Source organism: Shewanella phaeophyticola, from assembly GCF_025398315.1.
Lineage (GTDB): Bacteria > Pseudomonadota > Gammaproteobacteria > Enterobacterales > Shewanellaceae > Shewanella > Shewanella phaeophyticola.
This window is the reverse complement of record NZ_JAODOQ010000001.1, coordinates 3,704,350-3,722,458: the sequence shown is the minus strand read 5'-3', so window position 1 is coordinate 3,722,458 and position 18,109 is coordinate 3,704,350. Positions and strand designations below refer to the sequence as shown.

The 18,109-nt window shown below is 42.2% G+C and carries 16 protein-coding genes and 3 pseudogenes; 8 read left to right on the top strand and 11 right to left on the bottom strand.

Annotation, left to right across the window (positions count from 1 at the left end; genetic code table 11):
- The first annotated feature begins 189 nt into the window (after positions 1-189).
- Both N4T56_RS17270 and N4T56_RS17265 read left to right on the top strand, forming a co-directional pair.
- Positions 190-1,725, top strand: a complete 1,536-nt coding sequence (locus N4T56_RS17270) for a peptidoglycan-binding domain-containing protein (RefSeq protein WP_261734091.1) — start codon at positions 190-192, stop codon at positions 1,723-1,725.
- Positions 1,726-1,947: 222 nt separating this feature from the next.
- Positions 1,948-2,526, top strand: coding sequence for a porin family protein (locus tag N4T56_RS17265; RefSeq protein ID WP_390904081.1), 579 nt, complete (start codon positions 1,948-1,950; stop codon positions 2,524-2,526).
- Between the two features lie 481 nt (positions 2,527-3,007).
- On the opposite strand, the pseudogene N4T56_RS17260 reads toward N4T56_RS17265, so the two are convergent.
- The 5 genes and pseudogenes from N4T56_RS17260 to N4T56_RS17240 form a co-directional block, all read right to left on the bottom strand.
- A pseudogene (locus tag N4T56_RS17260) lies at positions 3,008-3,636 on the bottom strand (flavin reductase family protein).
- Between the two features lie 16 nt (positions 3,637-3,652).
- A complete protein-coding gene (locus N4T56_RS17255) occupies positions 3,653-4,399 on the bottom strand; it encodes a sulfite exporter TauE/SafE family protein (RefSeq protein WP_261734090.1) in 747 nt (248 codons plus the stop codon).
- 19 nt (positions 4,400-4,418) lie between these two features.
- On the bottom strand, positions 4,419-6,002 hold the full coding sequence (locus N4T56_RS17250) for a putative bifunctional diguanylate cyclase/phosphodiesterase (protein ID WP_261734089.1): 1,584 nt from the start codon (positions 6,000-6,002) through the stop codon (positions 4,419-4,421).
- Between the two features lie 41 nt (positions 6,003-6,043).
- Entirely contained in the window at positions 6,044-6,370 is a 327-nt protein-coding gene (locus N4T56_RS17245) for a hypothetical protein (RefSeq protein WP_261734088.1), read from the bottom strand.
- A gap of 119 nt (positions 6,371-6,489) precedes the next feature.
- Positions 6,490-7,386, bottom strand: coding sequence for a permease (locus N4T56_RS17240; protein WP_261734087.1), 897 nt, complete (start codon positions 7,384-7,386; stop codon positions 6,490-6,492).
- Between the two features lie 118 nt (positions 7,387-7,504).
- Between N4T56_RS17240 and N4T56_RS17235 the strand changes: the two genes are divergently transcribed.
- From N4T56_RS17235 to N4T56_RS17220, 5 genes are all read left to right on the top strand, one after another.
- Complete coding sequence (locus tag N4T56_RS17235; protein WP_261734086.1) at positions 7,505-7,807, top strand: ArsR/SmtB family transcription factor; 303 nt, start codon at positions 7,505-7,507, stop codon at positions 7,805-7,807.
- A gap of 28 nt (positions 7,808-7,835) precedes the next feature.
- Complete coding sequence (locus tag N4T56_RS22570; RefSeq protein ID WP_315903067.1) at positions 7,836-8,396, top strand: alpha/beta fold hydrolase; 561 nt, start codon at positions 7,836-7,838, stop codon at positions 8,394-8,396.
- Positions 8,312-8,707, top strand: a complete 396-nt coding sequence (locus N4T56_RS22565; RefSeq protein WP_315903097.1) for an alpha/beta hydrolase — start codon at positions 8,312-8,314, stop codon at positions 8,705-8,707. The genes N4T56_RS22570 and N4T56_RS22565 overlap by 85 nt, the downstream gene beginning before the upstream one ends.
- Before the next feature lie 164 nt (positions 8,708-8,871).
- Entirely contained in the window at positions 8,872-10,038 is a 1,167-nt protein-coding gene (locus tag N4T56_RS17225; protein ID WP_261734085.1) for an alkaline phosphatase family protein, read from the top strand.
- A gap of 210 nt (positions 10,039-10,248) precedes the next feature.
- Positions 10,249-10,812: a 2-hydroxychromene-2-carboxylate isomerase gene (locus N4T56_RS17220; RefSeq protein ID WP_261734084.1), complete on the top strand. Its 564-nt coding sequence runs from the start codon at positions 10,249-10,251 to the stop codon at positions 10,810-10,812.
- Between the two features lie 181 nt (positions 10,813-10,993).
- Here N4T56_RS17220 and N4T56_RS17215 read toward each other — a convergent pair whose 3' ends face one another.
- The 4 genes and pseudogenes from N4T56_RS17215 to N4T56_RS17200 all read right to left on the bottom strand — a co-directional run bounded on the left by N4T56_RS17215 (position 10,994) and on the right by N4T56_RS17200 (position 14,268).
- Positions 10,994-11,452: a DUF1499 domain-containing protein gene (locus N4T56_RS17215; protein WP_261734083.1), complete on the bottom strand. Its 459-nt coding sequence runs from the start codon at positions 11,450-11,452 to the stop codon at positions 10,994-10,996.
- Between the two features lie 259 nt (positions 11,453-11,711).
- Positions 11,712-12,575: pseudogene (locus N4T56_RS17210) on the bottom strand (metal ABC transporter permease).
- The gene (locus tag N4T56_RS17205) at positions 12,572-13,363 is read right to left on the bottom strand and encodes a metal ABC transporter ATP-binding protein (RefSeq protein WP_261734082.1); all 792 of its coding nucleotides are present in this window, start codon (positions 13,361-13,363) and stop codon (positions 12,572-12,574) included. The pseudogene N4T56_RS17210 and the gene N4T56_RS17205 overlap by 4 nt, the downstream one beginning before the upstream one ends.
- Before the next feature lie 14 nt (positions 13,364-13,377).
- A complete protein-coding gene (locus tag N4T56_RS17200; protein ID WP_261734081.1) occupies positions 13,378-14,268 on the bottom strand; it encodes a metal ABC transporter solute-binding protein, Zn/Mn family in 891 nt (296 codons plus the stop codon).
- 557 nt (positions 14,269-14,825) lie between these two features.
- On the opposite strand from N4T56_RS17200, the gene N4T56_RS17195 reads away from it, so the two are divergent.
- Entirely contained in the window at positions 14,826-17,012 is a 2,187-nt protein-coding gene (locus N4T56_RS17195; protein ID WP_261734080.1) for a TonB-dependent receptor, read from the top strand.
- Between the two features lie 41 nt (positions 17,013-17,053).
- Here the strand turns inward: N4T56_RS17195 and N4T56_RS17190 are convergent, their stop codons facing one another.
- Both N4T56_RS17190 and N4T56_RS17185 read right to left on the bottom strand, forming a co-directional pair.
- Complete coding sequence (locus N4T56_RS17190) at positions 17,054-17,188, bottom strand: hypothetical protein (RefSeq protein WP_261734079.1); 135 nt, start codon at positions 17,186-17,188, stop codon at positions 17,054-17,056.
- Positions 17,189-17,434: 246 nt separating this feature from the next.
- Positions 17,435-17,777 (bottom strand): annotated as a pseudogene (locus N4T56_RS17185) (transposase); the annotation flags it as partial.
- Between the last annotated feature and the right edge of the window lie 332 nt (positions 17,778-18,109).

The window sequence follows — 18,109 nt, the reverse complement described above, 5'->3', positions numbered from 1 at the left end:
ATAATGACAAAAAAATGACCCTAAAAGCTTCATGCTATTGCAAGTTATTGTTTATGTTAATCTTGGCTGTTTTTGTGAGCAAGCTTGTATAGTCAGTAATTTGACGCTATCCTGTGCGCAAAATGTAACAAATGTTTACATATTGTTACATTTCATTTTCAGGCTTGCCTAATTAATCCAGGAGTAATCATGGCCACTGCAAGGACAACCATTTTCAAACTGAGCACACTTTCTGCTGCATTATTATTGACTGCATGTAGTAATTTATCTCAACCAGCCAATGTATCTGTATATAACGCAGAAGAGTTAGAGCAACGAAACACTGCCTTGCTAGAAAGAGAGAAAGCCGTCGCAAAGCGTGAAGCGCAGGCACAAGATGCATTAACTGTTAAAACGAGCCCTGAGGGTGAGTTGTTACCACCTAATGCGACACCTGGTGAATGTTATGCACGAGTATGGGTTGAGCCCACTTACCAAAACTACACCGAAACCGTGATGGTAAAAGAAGCCAGTGAAAAAGTTGATATTGTGCCTGCACAATATCAACAAGTTACTGAGACCATTGAGGTGCAACCTGCTAGCTACAAAATGGTTGCAGTACCTGCAACGTATGACGTAGTTACCGAGCAAAAATTAGTTCGTGCAGCAGGTGAGCAGTGGTTAGTTGACTTACGTAAGGGCAGTGCGCCAGCCAGTGCAGAGTTATTAAAAGCCGCTAGCGATCATGGTATTAACCTTAATAGTGCTACAGCCGGTATGTGTTTCCACGAACATTACATGCCAGCACGTTACGAGCAAAAGGGTGAGTCTGTATTAGTTGCTGAAGCTTATGAAGTTGTTGAAACTATTCCTGCTGAATTTCGCTGGGTAGAAAAGCGTATTTTGGTTAAAGAAGCCAGCACCCGCATGGAGCAAGTTGCTGCGCAATATGAAACGGTTACTGAAGAAGTTGTCGACGTACCGGCTCACACCATTTGGAAAAAGGGCGTAGATCCAATTCAAAAGATTGATGAAGCCACAGGCGAAATCATGTGTTTAGTTGAAGTCCCTGCCACTTATAAAACGCTCACTAAGCGTGTATTAGTGTCACCGGCTACCACTCGCACTGTAGATATTCCAGAAGAATACGAAACAGTACGTGTACAAGAGTTAGTGAGCGAAGCCAAAGAAGTTCGCACTCAAGTACCGGCTAAGTACAAAGATGTACAAGTGACCCAAAAAGTCGCTGACGTTGAATTTGTATGGCATGAAGTGCATAACGACGAGCATCCAAAAGCGACGCGTACTGGTAATAAGATTTGTTTAACTGCCACGCCAGCTGAATATGAAACCGTCAGCCGCCGTGTTGTGGTTAGCCCTGCGACGACTCAGCGTGTCGACATTGCAGCTAAGTATGAAACGATGAACGTGACTAAGCTGGTTTCTGAAACCAAAGAGCTGCGCACAGAAATCCCAGCTGAATTTGAAACCGTGTCACTGAGTCGTATTGATAAAGATGGCTTCATGGAATGGCGTCCAATTTTATGTGAAACCAACATGACACGCTCAACCATTACCGATCTACAACAGGCATTAGTCACTAAAGGCTATAACCCTGGCAAGATTGATGGCGTAGTGGGTGTTGATACCATTAAAGCGGTAAACGCGTTCCAAAAAGATAATGATTTACCAACCGATAAGTACATCAATATCGAAACAGTAAAAGCATTAGGCGTTAGCCTTTAAGTTAGCTTTTATTAAATAAAACAGCCCAAGTGGCAGCCTGATTTAGGCGACCACTTGGGCTTTTTTCTGTCTGTATTTTGTGAGTTCAACTGATTTTAAATGGTGGGTAAATCGATGTATTAGCGCGATATCTCACAGTGAAAAATTAATGATATTAGCTATTTACGTTTATGCTATTTGTAGTATGATGCTCGCGCTTTTTATCAATATCATTAAGGAACAATGATGTACAAAATCTCTCTTTTAGCCACAACCTTGTGCGCTGTTTTAGTCTCTCCAGCCTTTGCCAGTACGGATACACACTCATCAACATCAGATAACAGCGGTTTTTATATTGGTGGTGCAATCAATAAAACAGAGCTCGGTTCTGGTGATGCCAGTGGCTCAGCCGATGCGACAGGTTTTGGGATATACGGTGGTTATCAGTTTAACGATTGGTTTGGTTTAGAAAGTAACTTTTTTGCCGCAGATGTCGGTGAAGACGGTTTTGATGTGGTAGCTGGCGCACTCACCTTTACCCCAACATTTACTGCACGTGTTAATGACACATTTTCGCTATTTGCTAAAGTGGGTATCGCATCAATGGCGGTGGTTGTTGATAGTTACTATGATGACTTTACCGCTTCGGGATTTGGCTTTACTTATGGTATAGGCTTAAACGCCGCATTAACTGAAAACCTCAATCTTCGTGTAAGTTATGATATGAGCAAAGGTGATCTTGATATTGATGAATATGGCTATGTGGATGATATTGATGCTGAAATCGAGCAACTTGCATTAGGTTTACATTATCAATTTTAATTATCAATTCGATAAATCTTAAAAATTAAGGCTACCAATGGTAGCCTTAATTATTCCATTATAATGGAATTGGTATTATACCATTTCCATTAATTATGTGACCAATCAGAGTCGCTCAGGCTGTTCAGTTTGAGGCGCATTGTTGAAATAATGGTTATTCCCTTCTAAGGCAATGCAACAAAGAAATGGACAGTCTGAGCGCCTCCTGCAAGGCGGGTTTCTGTGCCTTCTATGCTGCTTAATAGTATTTTGACGTACGACTGCATGGATGCAGGAGGTAGAGCAACGCAGGAGCAGTTGCCGACGACTGCATGGATGCAGGAGGTAGAGCAACGCAGGAGCAGTTGCCGACGACTGCATGGATGCAGGAGGTAGAGCAACGCAGGAGCAGTTGCCGAGAGCAACTATGCCTACAATCCTATTACTTGCCTAGAAGGTACAGAATTCCCGCTGAATGACCAGATAATTAGTGGAATTGGTATTAAAGGCTAGGGCGATGCAAGTCGAAACGATGTTCGTCTGAAATACCGTAATAAGCCGAGAGCCGCCAGCGCGTAACACTGGCTCTGCTAATGCTGTTTGGTAAATGCCTTCTGCACTGAGTAAGTGCTTTTCAATGTGTACAGCGACCACTTCTCCCAGCACTAACCAGGTATCAATTTTGTCACCATTCGCAGCAGTGAGTTGAATACATTGCGTTAATTTACATTCAAAGTTGACAGGGCTTTCGGCGACCCTATCTGCCGCGACAATATTGCCTGCTACTGGGGTTAACCCTGCAAATTCAAACTCGTCAGTGCCACGAGGTAAAGCCGCTGAAGTTAGGTTCATTTGCTCGGCTAACGTGCGAGTCGTTAAGTTCCACACAAACTCGCCTGTTTCAACAATATTGGCCACACTGTCTTTCCAGGCGGTACTGGCAAAACCAATGAGCGGTGGGTCATAGTTAAAGCAGTTAAAAAAGCTATAAGGGGCTAAGTTTCGCTGCCCCTGGGCATTACGCGTTGAAATCCAGCCAATAGGGCGTGAGCCAATAATCGCATTTAATGGATTATGTGGTAAACCATGGCCTTTGCGAGGTTCATAAAAAAATCGTTCATTCGTGTTCATGACATGTCCTTGTGCATTACGATGGCAACAATGCGCTCCATAATAAGCGCAGACCAACAACTATCATCAAACTTAATATCACTTGTTTAAAGTGTTTTTCATTAAATTTATCTTGGATCCGCAACCCCAGTTTTACTCCAACCCAAGCAATGGGAGCAAGTATTGCCGACACCATTAAATTGCTCAGGTTGATTTGTCCTAACATGGCATAAGGGATGAGCTTGACAGCATTGACTACGGCAAAAAACATCACTGCAGTGCCAAGGTATTGAGTTTTGGGTAAGCGCTGCGGGATTAAATACGCATTGAGTGGTGAATCACCGGCATGGGCAACAAAGCTGGTAAACCCCGCAATCGTGCCGCATATTCGGCCAATTAAAGTAGACGGTTTACGCTGCGACCACTCACCAAACGTTAACCCATAAATCCCAAAGCCTAAAGAAATAACACCTAAAATACCGCGAAGATACTGCTCATTAAGTTGATCAAACAATAAATACGCCAGCACAATACCGACAATGGCCGCGGGCAGTAAAATGTGTAATTGTTGATTGCTTTGTTTATTCCACCAGGAGCGGACACTTAAAAAGTCCATGTAAACCAGTAGCGGTAACATTACCGCAGCAGCTGCAGCAGGACTGATGGCGAGAGCTAATAATGGAACCGTTAATCCACCTGCGCCGCCAGCAAAGCCTGATTTAGAGATGCCAGTAATGAGTACGGCTGGTATTGCGACAAGCCAAAAGATTGGGTCGGTTAACACAGATTTTCTCCATTACATCTCAAGGGGTTAAATAAACAGAAGTGAGTTGATCACCTGAGTGACGTTGTAACTTTATTTCTAAAATTTCAAACTCTAATGGCTTATCAAATAAATAACCTTGTAAGTAATGGATCCCCAATGCGGTTAAGGCATTAGCTTGTTGCAGATCTTCTACACCTTCAGCAATAACACGGTAACGAAGCCCATGAGACATCACCATAACGGCTTTAACAATATCAATGCCATTGAGATGCAAATTAGTGATGAAGGAACGATCAATTTTGACAAAATTTATATCTAGATCTTGGATTACCGACAATGAAGAGTAACCAGTACCAAAATCATCAATCGAAATCTGAAAGCCTAAAGCTTGCAAATCTCTTACCATATTAATTAGATACAGTTTATCACTTGAAAATACGGATTCCGTGATTTCAATATGTACATTGTTCGGTGCAACATTATGTGACCGTACAATATGATACACTTTATTAACAAAGTTGGCGTCTTCAAATTGAATAACCGACACATTAATGGCTATTTGCAATGTTGGATTTATTTTTTGTAATGCTGTTAATCGCCGCATCGATTCTTCTATTACCCAATAGCCAATTTCTTTAATCGCACCATTTTTTTCTGCCAGTGGGATAAAGACTTCGGGTGAAATCAATTCTCCTTCAAAATCCCATCTTAATAATGCTTCTACCGTCGCAATCTCACCTGTTGTTGATTCTATTATGGGTTGATAAACAAGATATAATTGCTTTTCAGATACGGCACGGGCAATCCCTTTGCTTAAATGCATGTCATATTTAATTTTTTGCTTTAACTCACCACTAAACATTACATAATCACTATTTTCGCCACCTTTGCGGCTGTACATAGACAAGTCGGCCAAGCTAATTAAATCAGAAAGAGATTGGCCGTGTTCGGGATATGTCGCTATTCCGATCGAACAGTCCATATTAATAACGTGTTGCGAGGTTACAATTGGCAGGTTGATATATCTCTTTAGCGTGATAGCTAATTCAGTAAAGCGATAGTGCGATGTTTGATGCGCCAATATAATAAATTCATCACCGCCCCATCGACAGATAATTTCATTATATTTACAGGCTTGTTTAATTCGTTTGGCTACCTCGCAGAGCACCTCGTCGCCCACTTTATGGCCAAAATTATCATTGGCTAGTTTAAATTTATCTAAATCTATGAAAAAAATAGCATAGCTAACTTTCTGCTTCATAAGTGAAAGCTGTTGATTAGCTGTAGTGATAAATGCGCGGCGATTCAATAGGTGGGTGAGGGGATCATGCTGGCTTAACTCGATGACTTCTTGCGTTCTCTTTTCGACCTGTTGTTCCATATTTTTTAAAAGTGAACTGTGTTCATTACGTAACATAATAGAATGCTTAGTAAAGTCGGCGGCAGTTTTGGCGATAGAGAACATAACAAAAGCGTAAGCTAACCCTAAATATCCCAACATTTGATGGGCTGGATTACCACCTATAATCATTTGAATTGAAAAGGGAACTAACAATAATAACATGTATGTTTGTGATACCAGTTTATGGCCAGATAGTATCGTTGAAGCTCCTCCAGCCATGGCTGACACAATAACTAAAGCGGAAAATAATTCATTAATTCCTAAACTATTATAAAAAAACAGGCAAAAAAAGATCCAAAAAATGCCGTTAAGATAGCCCCGCTACTATAGCGGTATAAGTCATTTTTTGAACCAACGATGCCTTTGATGCTGCGTTTCAACCACAAAAAAGTGTCGAATGAGCGCAAGACCATTAATACTGATAAGCACAACCACCACAGTAATTTATCATCTGATATAGATTGGTTTTTAAACCCAAAAGCCAGACCTGCAGAAGCTATTACGGTAGCGGCAATACCTGGTATCGCGCTACGATATAGTAAATTTATTTGATCATTTAATATTTGTGGGTCTTCTTGTTCGTGCATGAACATGTATACCGTAAGCATGATTGAATAATTGTCAGTATAATGTTCAGATTAAAAAATACTACACTCAAGGGTTTTACAGGTGTTACTTATATTAGTTTTGAGTGCTGGGTTAGAAATTAGAACAAAAATTGGTATAGGTAGCCGGCCAATACAGCCATAGACAAAATAACTGCCAGAAATACTATCACTAAAGCATTTTTAAAAATGGCTTTAAGTAAAATGACCTCCGTTAAACTGGCGCCCGCGCTGCCAATAATCAGTGCCATTACTGCACCCAGCCCCATGCCTTTGGCCGCAAGTGCTGCACTTAATGGAATAACCGCTTCTGCGCGTATGTATAGCGGAATACCAATAACGGCTGCAATCGGGATAGCAAACGGATTGTTGTCACTGGCATATTTAGCCACTAACTCAGTTGGCATAAAACCATAAATTAGTGAACCAATCGCAATACCGCCAATTAAATACGGCAAGACTTTCTTAAAGTCGCTCCAAGTGCTTAGCCAAATGGTTTTCCATTTATTTTCGGGGGCAGATTTACCCTCACATGCTGATTTACATCCTTTTGCGGCAGGGGCTAAGTAGGCTTCTGGCTTGATGTGCTTTTCAAAGCCGAGTTTTTCTAAGCTGAAGCCTGCAATAACCGATACCCCCATGGCGATGACAAAATAAAATAAGGTCACCTTAAGTCCAAAGGTTACGGTAAATAGACCAATAATGATGGGGTTAAGCAAAGGGCTGGCAAACAAAAATACCATCATGGTGCCAAACCCGGCTTTGGCTCTTAATAAACCTTTTAAAAAGGGGATTGTTGAACAAGAACAAAAAGGGGTTATAGCCCCTAAAAAACCAGCAATAATATAACCTTTTCCGTGTTTGTCACTCAAAATGGCTTGGATTTTATGCGGTGGCACATAAGTTTGTAGTACTCCAACTAAATAGCTAATCAATAAGAATAACGTGGTTAATTCTACGGTTAAAAATACAAACATATTTACGGTTTCTTGCAACATGATAGTGACCCATACAATTAAACTGTATTTCTAGAAGGATCGAAATATATAGTTCAATGATAGCGAGGGCAAGTTGTTTCTAGTATTATCGAAATATAAATTTCTTTAAGGTGTCGTTATGGATATCGATTTTATTGCTAAAGCATTGAAAGAATTAGGTCACCCTACAAGATTGATGATTTACCGTGCGGTTGTGCGCGCGGGTTATCAAGGGATTGCTGTCGGTGGTTTACAGCAAAAACTAGACATCCCAGGCTCTACACTGTCTCACCATGTGTCTAGCTTAGTGTCGGCGGGGTTAATTAAGCAGCGCCGCGAAGGGAGAACGTTATTTTGTATTACAGAATATGATACCTTGCAGTCAGTCATTGGTTTTTTGCAAGATGAATGTTGTGCAGACGAGCAAATTCCAAAGCCCTGATAAAACAATAATTAAAGGGATAAGCATAATGATTTCATTGGATGAATGGCAACAACATGGGCAGTTTGAACAACTTAATGACCAGCAAATTTTTACGCGTACAGGGGGAAATCCCTCTGCACCAGCATTATTGCTTATTCATGGTTTTCCTAGCGCCAGCTGGGATTGGGAAGGCATGTGGCCACAACTCATTGAACATTATTATGTGATAACCCTTGATATGCTGGGTTTTGGCTTGTCTGACAAACCTAAAAATAGCGAGTATTTAATCAGCCAGCAAGCCGATATTTATCAGGCATTTTTAGCTAAGTTAGGCGTGAATGAATATCATATTTTAGCCCATGATTACGGTGATACTGTTGCACAAGAGCTACTTGCAAGACAAGTTGATGGTGATAGCAACATTCACATTAACAGCGTGTGTTTATTAAATGGCGGCTTATTTCCTGAAACCCACAAACCGGTATTGATTCAAAAGTTATTGTTATCGCCCATAGGGCCTTTGTGGCAAAAAAGATCACTAAGCCAAAATTTGCTGCCAACTTACACCATATATTTGGCTCAGCAACCCCGCCAACGCCAGAGGTAGTCGATACGCTTTGGCAATTGTTAATCCATAATGATGGTATTGCAGTGATGCACAAAATCATCACCTATATGACCCAACGTAAACAACACCGTCAACGTTGGGTTGGGGCGCTAGTGAACAGCCCTGTACCCGTTAAATTGATTGCGGGTGCATTAGATCCGATCTCGGGTCAGCATATGATCGATCGCTACAGTCAATTGATCCCCAATGCCAATGTTACCACCCTGCCGACACTCGGGCATTACCCTCAAGTAGAAGATGCGAGTGCGGTAACTGCCGCTTACCTCAAATTTAGACATACTATAGGGTAAATTTGTTGTATCAAGAGCTTATCGATATCAATAAAGCTGTCATATTTTATTGTTATTATAATCACTAAAATCATTGAGATATTGTTATGAAGGTAAAGCTAATTATCGGGTTGCTATTTAGCGGTCTATGTTTAAATTTGGGATGTACATCTCCCACAATTAATATGATGCAAGCTGACAAACCTTATGTTGTGCTGGTGTCTATTGATGGATACCGTCATGATTACACCCAACTGCATAAGCCAACGTTTATAACTGAATTTGCGCGCAATGCCGCTCAGGTGACTCAATTTAAACCATCGTTTCCAACGGTGACATTTCCTAACCATATCACTTTAGTCACAGGTCTTTATCCTGCGCATCACGGTATTGTTGCCAATCGTTTTTATCATCAACAATTGCAGCAAACCTATGCAATGAATATAAAGCAAGCCGTTACCGACGGACGTTTTTATCAAGGCGTACCCTTATGGTCATTGGCAGGCCAACAAGGTATGAAAAGTGCAACGTATTTTTGGCCAGGATCAGAAGCGGAAATTGCCGGTCAGCGCCCAGATTATTGGTTACCCTATAATGACGATACCCCAAATAATCAGCGGGTTGAACAGATATTACAATGGCTTAATTTACCGCAAGATCAGCGCCCCCAATTTGTGACATTATACTTTTCAGATGTTGACACTGCAGGGCATATTCACGGCCCAGATTCTAGCCAAACGCGCCAAGCGGTTAACCAAGTTGATCAGGCCATAGGGCAGCTACTTGCAGGCATTAAGGCATTACCATTTTCAGTGAACGTGATTATTACTTCTGATCATGGCATGACCAATGTGGCGCAATTTCCACGAATGTATACCGACAAACTGTTTGATGAAGCTCCAGCATTAAAAGATAAATTTAGCTTTAATAACGACGCCGCTTTTTCGTTAGTCACTGCCATTGGCGATAACAAGCAACAAGATTTAGACGCATTAGCCTTATTAGCTAATAAAGTGCCAGGCTTGCAGTTTTATCGCCGTGACGATGTGCCTGCCAATTTACACTTTAGCGATAATCTATCGATTGGTGATGCAGTACTCATCAGCAACCAACATTACATTACCAGTACCGATGCGCGCGCAGGAGTAACAGGTAAACATGGCTACGATGCTAATGTTATCAGCGACATGAACACAGTGTTATATGCTCAAGAGTCTGCATTTAATCAACAACATATTGACCACGCCGATAATATTCACCTATATCCACTCATTGCGGATATTTTAGGGTTAACCATTAACGAGCCTATTGATGGTGAGTTAACTGTTTTAGCACCTTTGTTGGCTGAGTAAAACTAAGCTTACTCAACCGCAGCAATACTTTATTTGAAGAGCTTCAAGGAGCGGATTCTAGGAATGATACTGACTTTATGAATAAACTAGAACATTTGTTCATAAATCATTGCTAGACAGTATCAAACGTTGCAGGATAAGGTTAATCTATGGTTTTTAAAGCGCTATTAAACCATTACATTTATCACTTTTTAATCGGTAACGCGAAACATGAAAACTGCCATTGAGTATTACTTTACTAGCCTTTCTCCATATGCCTATTTAGGTCACCATACGTTTACCGCCATTGCGGCAGAGCATCACACCGCCATTGACTATAAGCCGATAAAACTTGGCAAACTGTTTGCCGAGCGAGGCGTGTTACCGGTAAAGCAACGTCCGCAAGCGAGACAAGATTATCGTTTAATTGAATTAGCGCGCTGGTCTAAAAAACGCCAATTACCCCTTACGCTTCATCCGGCTTTTTTCCCAGCAGACCCAAGCTTGGCCGACAAATGTACTATTGCGCTACAACAAATGGGACAAAACCCTGCTGAGTTTGTCGCGCAAATGCTGGCGGCTTGTTGGGCAAAAGATCAAAACATTGCAGATGTTGCATTGATACAGCAGATCCTCACATCATTGCAGCTTGATTCAGATAAGGTTATTGCACAGGCATCATCGAGTGAAATTGACGCGATTTACGAAGCCAATACTACAGCTGCGATTGAAAAAGGTTTGCTAGGTGTACCTAGCTATATTTACCAAAACGAGCCATTTTGGGAGTCAGGATAGACTTGAGCTGTTGGCCGACAAATTAGCGGAATAGTGGTTTAACGCTAATAAAAAACAAATGGCTATGCTGACGTTTATCACGTCGGCATAGCCATTAACCCTAAATCGCAGAGAACTACGGCATTACAAAGCCAGTTTGCTTAAGCGGCTTGCTACTGCGACTTTTTAATGTTGCAGTCTATTATTGTGGTAACGCGTTAAACTCGGCTCTAATCTGTTCAATTCGTTCACGGTTAACCCCAAAGTCTGAGTGACCCACACGTGAGGCTGACCTTACCTGAATCATGATGTTACCTGACTCAGCTGACGGAAAGTAAAACTCAACATCGTCAACAAAGCGCATAATCTGCGACGTAAATTCAACCCGAATATAATTATCTTCTACCACCACAATACTCGCTCGCTCTGCCGCTTTTAATACATGCAATAGGCCGACTTGAGCTTGTTGAGTTGAGCCGCTAAACGCAATCGGCTCAATATAATGCTCTTCATCTGTAGTTGCTTGCTGACTATTCACGCAGTTGGGCGAATCTGGGCATGGCGTTAATTTTCCGGCGGTGACCCCTAAGGTGGGTACAGTGCCAGAGCAACCCATTAGCAGCACCATAACAAGTGCCAGTATTGAAGTGTGTTTATACATTTTATTTCCCTTTATGTGTAAAGCGTCATGTATTTGCCGTTATCGGTATCAACTGCGTAATTTATCTTATGTTGTCTACAGTAAAACAATAAGTTGCGCTTAACAATGCGCTATTCACCGCTTCTTTTTATATGCATGATAATGACCTATGGAAGATAGTAATAAATAATTTAGTGGGATTAAAAGCCACCAAAGGATTGTTATAGACTTCGAGTGTTGTGCCCGCATGTCGCAGTCTTGGTTGTGTCAGTGTGTGGCTCTAATGCCGTTGATCGATTTTATTACGCTTTTTCCACAACCATTTGCTGGCTATGGCGAATAGGTAAGTCCCTCCGGCTACTTGAATAACTGTTGCTCCAGCAGGAAGTTCTGATCCATAGCTTAAAGCGATGCCACTTACCGTAAACAAGAAGCACAATGACGTTGCGATAAGCATGGCTATCCACAGTCGCTGGGAAAAATGCAGTGCAGTCGCTGCGGGTAGAGTCAGAAGGGCAATCACCATCACCAGGCCAACCACTTGGGTTAGCAAGACTACCGTTAGCGAAATGAGTACAAGCAGTAAGGTGTGATAAGCGCGTACGCGGATCCCACGCAGTTTTGCGAGTTCGGGTTGAAAACTTATTACCAAAAACTTGTCATAAAACAGCAGCATCAGAATGACAATCACCGCATCCAACACCGCCATATGTTGCAGATCGGCTGTACCTATCATCAAAATATTGCCAAAAAGATAGCTCATCAAGTCTTCGTAGTATCCGGGCGTGGCTGTAATAAAGCTGATCCCGACAGCCATTCCTATGGCTCATATGGCAGATAGGACAGTGTCTTCACGTTGTCGTCCAGAAGCCGTGACCGCCGCGACAATCAGTGCTGCAATGACTGCTGCCACCGTAGCACCCAGCAGCGGAGTCATCCATTCTATGTCGTGTACGCGTTGCAAATAACGCGCCGCTCCCATGCCTCCTAATACGCAGTGTGCAATTGCCCCTGCAACATAAGTTGCTCGGCGTGCCACCACAAAGCTGCCGACTACCCCGCAGGCCAGTGACGCCAATAAACCGCCTACAATGGCATATTGAAGAAACGTATGATTAACAAGGTGTTCCCAGAACAAGCTCATAAATGAGTCTCCTTGCCGTGGTGAGGTTCACACATCACATTGCTAGCGTCATGGACATGACAGTCTTGCGCATGCTGAATCACGGTCATATCACCGCGATGAAATGCGCTAAGTTGTCCTTCAGTAATTTCGTCAACGCAAACAAGCGATGCCGAGCGGTTTACGCAGGCTAAATGTGAAGCATGGCGAGTTACCACGTTAAGGTTGTGCGATACCACCACAATGGTCATTTGCTTATTCAGTTCGTGCAACAACTCATAAATTTGGTGTTCAACATTGGTATCAACGTTGGCGGTAGGTTCGTCGAGTATCAGCAGTTCGGGGTTTGACACTAACGCCTGTGCGATGAGTGCACGTTGGCGCTCACCTCCCGATAAATGTGCTAAAGAGCGATGGCTCAAGTGGGCAAGATTTACCCGCTCAAGCGCTTCAACGGCTTTAATGCGATCGCGCCGCCGGTAAGGCTCAAACCAATGTCGATCTGCTCGCCCCATAAGCACAACATCAAGTGCACTCACCGGAAACTCCGGATCGAAACTCAGATGCTGCGGTACATATCCTATACTGTGTCTACGGCGCTCAGGCGCTTCGCCGAAGACCTTTACCGTCCCGCGACTTGGTTTGAGAAGCCCTAAGGTGAGTTTTACCAGTGTGGTTTTACCGCCGCCATTGGGCCCAACTACGCCCACCAAACTCTTGTTGGGTATTGACAGGTCGATGTTGTGTAAAACTTCTTGTTGATCATATGCAAAGCAAACATCGCTGAACTGTATTACGACATTGTCCATCTTCAAAGCCTTTGTTAATCCTGCTGTTGCAACGCCTCCAGAACGGTAGTGGCGACTTGTTGTAAATTACCAATGTAATCTCGTGCAAGAGGGTCAATTGGCACAACTACGCCATTGATTGCCTTAGCGATGCGGTTGGCCGAAGCCATGTTAAATTGCGGTTGAACAAAGATGACGCGTACATCTTCATTTTGCGACAGTTCTACCATTCTGATCAATTGTCTGCCGCTGGGTTCTTTTCCTTCCACTTCGATAGATTGTTGCTCGAGACCATAGGCATCAGCAAAATATCCCCAAGATGGATGAAATACCATAAAGGTTTTACCCTTTACTGGGGCCAATGCCTTGGTAAGCAGCGCATCGAGTGCATCTAAATCCTTCAATAACTCGGCTAGATTTTTCTCATAGTCAGCTTTGCCCGCGGGGTCTTTTTCGATGATTGCCTCAGCAATGGTGCGAGCCTGCAGTTTAACAAGTCGCGGACTGAGCCAAATGTGTGGATCGTTACCTTTAATCGTGATCCCTTTGCGCGTATCAACAATGTGAAGCTGTTTGGTCATTGAATCGATTTTTGGAATAAATGCATTTTCGAACGGCACACCAATACGAAAGAAAAGTTCAGCCTCCGATAAGGCGGCCATTTGACGTGGTGTAGGCTCATAAGTCGCAGGGCTGCTTCCCGGTGTCACTAACGCCTGAACTTGCACCCGATCTCCGCCAATTCGGTCAACAAAGTACTCTTGCGGAAGGATACTGGTGAAGATAGTGAGCTTATGCTCTTTTGCTGAATTGACAGTGAGGCTTTGGGATGCATCATTACTGAAAGAGTTGAACAGGAAAAAAGCGAAGCCAATCAAAAAAAGGGCTGCAGCTATTCCCGTTAGGGCTTTTAAAAATTTGCTCATTACATATTCCTTCAGCGGATCATCTTAATGACAGGCAAAGTGGAAATTAATGTTACGTCAGTATGAGTGAACAGCAGGGCATAAGTTGAGGTTAGTTAAAGCCCATTTTGTAAGCTTACCAATTAAATTTTATCCTGTTATTAAACGTTAACCTCTAACCAATGGCAAGGGCTTATCGACAAAGAAAAAAACGGTGCCAACCATTATTTATGGCAGTTAAAAGGTGTTTATTGTTCCTCGCTTAGGTTATGTAACGCGAATGCGTTATACAATAAGTTTCATCTTTACAATCATGCCTTGACCCTCCTTTCTAAGCGCTGCTCATCGTTATAAAACTCAAGAGTAAAGTTTAATATCAATTTGTAAATTAAGCACTTTTACATTAAATATTTATCAAACACTGTCATTTTAAATAGGTTTATTATGCTGGTTTTTGACGTTGTTGAGTGTTGACATGTTGGTGCTGATGATATCTCTATGTTGCAATTGATAATCGCAATCATTACCATTGTTAACTGATTAGCTTCACATTTCCCCTCCAGTAGAGAAATAAACACATGGCATTACGGACAAGGCACACCACAATCTTCTTATTATTGGGTGCAATAGCACCTCAATATGCTAACGCTCAGGACACTGTTCAGGGCACAATTCAAGAAAAAAATCAGAGCATTTCGCAGGAAATAGTGCAGGAAAATAAAGAGGTTGAGCACATTATAGTGACAGCCAGCCGAATGGAAAAACCGGCTAACTCAATCCCAAATACGGTCACGATTATTGATTCTGAGTTACTGGGTTTCCAGGTCGCAATTGACGATTCATTAGCCGGGATCTTAGAAAAAACCGTTCCGGGGTTTTCTCCAAGCTCCCAGAAAATGACTGGCTCAGCCGAAACACTGCGAGGCAAAAATCCTCTGTACATGATTGATGGAATTTCACAACACAACTCACTGCGTGATGGGCTTCGTGATGGCTTTACCATCGATAGCGATTTTTTAGATCATATTGAAGTCGTACAAGGGGCAAACGCTATCCAAGGCATTGGTGCAACAGGTGGTGTGGTAAACCTAGTCACTAAACAAGCATCGGGCAATGGCGACTGGAATAATGAAATAAAAACCAGATTCACCACAAGTGACGAGCTTGAAAGTGACTCTTTTGGCTATAAAGTGACTTATATAGGCGACATCAAACTTGAAACGTTCGATTTTGTAGGTGGTGTAGCGGTTCACGAGCGTGGCATTTTTTATGATGCAAATGGCGATCGAGTGGGTTTCCGTACCGCGCAAGGAGAATTACAAGACTCAGGTTCCACAGATTTATTCATCAAAACCGGCTACAACATTGACGACAAGCAGCGTTTACAGCTTATGGTGAATACCTATGAATTGGAAAACAATGGCAGTCTTATTCCGGTAACAGGTGATAGAGAACAAGGTATATACGCCACGACAGTGGATGGTGATTCAAGTGAATCAGTTGGTGAACCGGCTAAAAATGAGGTGACAACCGCCTCCCTTGATTACAGCCACAAAGCTTTCTATGGCGGCAAATTAGTCAGCCAAATCTATTACCAAGATTACTCTGCGTTGTATGAAGGTTCTGTTTCTTCGCGTTGGGCATTAACACCGGGTGGCGATGGTGTGATGGATCAGTCTGAAATCGAATCAGATAAATACGGCATTAAGTTGAGCTATGAAATGAGTAACGTCGCTGGTTTTGAGGGCTCAAGAGCATTGTTGGGTTATGACTATTCTGTTGACAACACTTCGCAAACGCTGGCTCAAACCAACCGAGTATGGGTGCCAGAGATGAGCTTGATAACCTCTTCACCTTTTATGCAACTTGAATATGAGTTTTTTAATTCTTGGCTAATTTCAGCTGGCGCCAGATATGAATCAGCAGATCTAGACGTAGATGACTTTGTCACTCTACCCACATACAACAACACCCAGGTCGCAGGAGGAAAGCCATCATATACTGAGACACTGGTCAATGTAGGTCTGGTATATGAGCTTAACGATGCGATTACGCTTTACGCTTCTTATTCTGAAGGTTTTGACATGCCCGATGTTGGACGTGTACTTCGAGCGCTCGACTCACCGGGATTAGATGTCGATACATTAGTTGATGTTGAGCCTGTGATCACAGACAACACCGAAGTCGGTATGAACTTTGAAATGGGTAACTGGGGCGGTCAGGTATCTCTCTATCAATCACAAACTGATCTAGGCTCTCGGCTCGCCGCAGATGAGTCTGGTGTATATGAAGTACTTCGTGAAAAGCAAGAATCTTGGGGTTACGATGTGGTCATTAATTACTATTTAAATAGTAATTGGACCTTAGGCGCTAACTACTCAAAAATTAACGGCGAGTACGACTCTGATGGCGATGGAGAGGTTGATACTGATCTCAATAATGCCAGCCAAGCACCTGCAAGGTTGAATGCTTTTGCTGTAGGTGAGCTTAATAATATTAAAGGCAAGCTACAGGTTTCACATCTGTTTGATAGAACTCAGCATGGTATTGCGGCCTACACTGATAACAGACAAGAGTTTGAAGGCTACACCATTGTTGACCTGAGTTTACATTATCAAGCTGACTTTGGATTATTTGGAATAGGTATAGAAAATCTTCTAAATGAAGATTACGAGACCCTCTACTCACAAACTCAAAACCTAGACGATAGGTACTTTTCAGGCAGAGGACGCACTATTTCGTTAAGTTATAGCAATAAGTTTTAATCAATGTAGTTTAACTCTATTGATTAGAGTTAAACCACAGCTCAATAGTAACCAAAAGGCTCATCAATTCCGATGAGCCTTTTCATTGGGTCTTGCACAGGGATTACCGTTATTGTCATAGGTGAAGGTTTTTGTACCACCACGGATAAACTGCCTAATGGCGTTAGAGCCTGCATTACCGCCAGCCCCTTTTCCTACACTACGGTAGAGATATTGACTGCCATAATCGCCTTTAACAAAGATATTACCTGCGGCATCATAGTCGTAGTTACGACGAAATAATTATAGGCGTCTTAATTATTTTCCTTTTCCTACACTACCGTATAGATACTGACTGACGTAATCGCCTTTAACAAGGATATTACCTGCCGCATCATAGTCGTAGTTACGATGAAATAATTATGGATGTCTTAATTATTTTTGAGCAACGTGCCCTTAAAGCACTTGTGCCACTGTATAAGCACTTCTTTATCTGACCATTGTTTTGCTTTATCAGCATCAACTTTTAACACCACATGCAGATGGTTACACTCCCTGTTCATTACAAAGAATGCATAAGCACAGATATCAATGGCAAAGATGGTCGTTAACTCTAGAATGCGTGAATCAACGCACTCACGCCGATGCTCAAAGTTCTCACCTGTTGAATTATCAATTCCACACAAGAATGCCTTACGCACCACACGAGAACAGCAGTGACAACTTTCTATTTACAGGAGCAGGCGTATCTTCTAGGCTAACGATTGCCAGTCTTGGTCTGGCAATCTTAGATTACCGTTTGGAAAGGGTAAATAAAGCGTAGCTCAACGCTCAATATTTAGCCAACAATCTTGGATGTCTTAATTACGTCTCGTGGGTGTCTTAATTTGTTCGAAAAACGTTCGCGATCTCGCCCTGGGTGAGCAGAGTATTATCTTGACTCACCGGGAGCGTCCATATATGGCCATGTTAATTAAACCTAGCCATCCATTATTTGAAAACTGTAAACCCTATTATTAATTAAAATATTTCTAATATAAATAATGATAGCTATAGTTATTATCAATGAATAGTGCTAGGTGAATAGATAAAAATAGAATTGTATTCATTAAAGATAA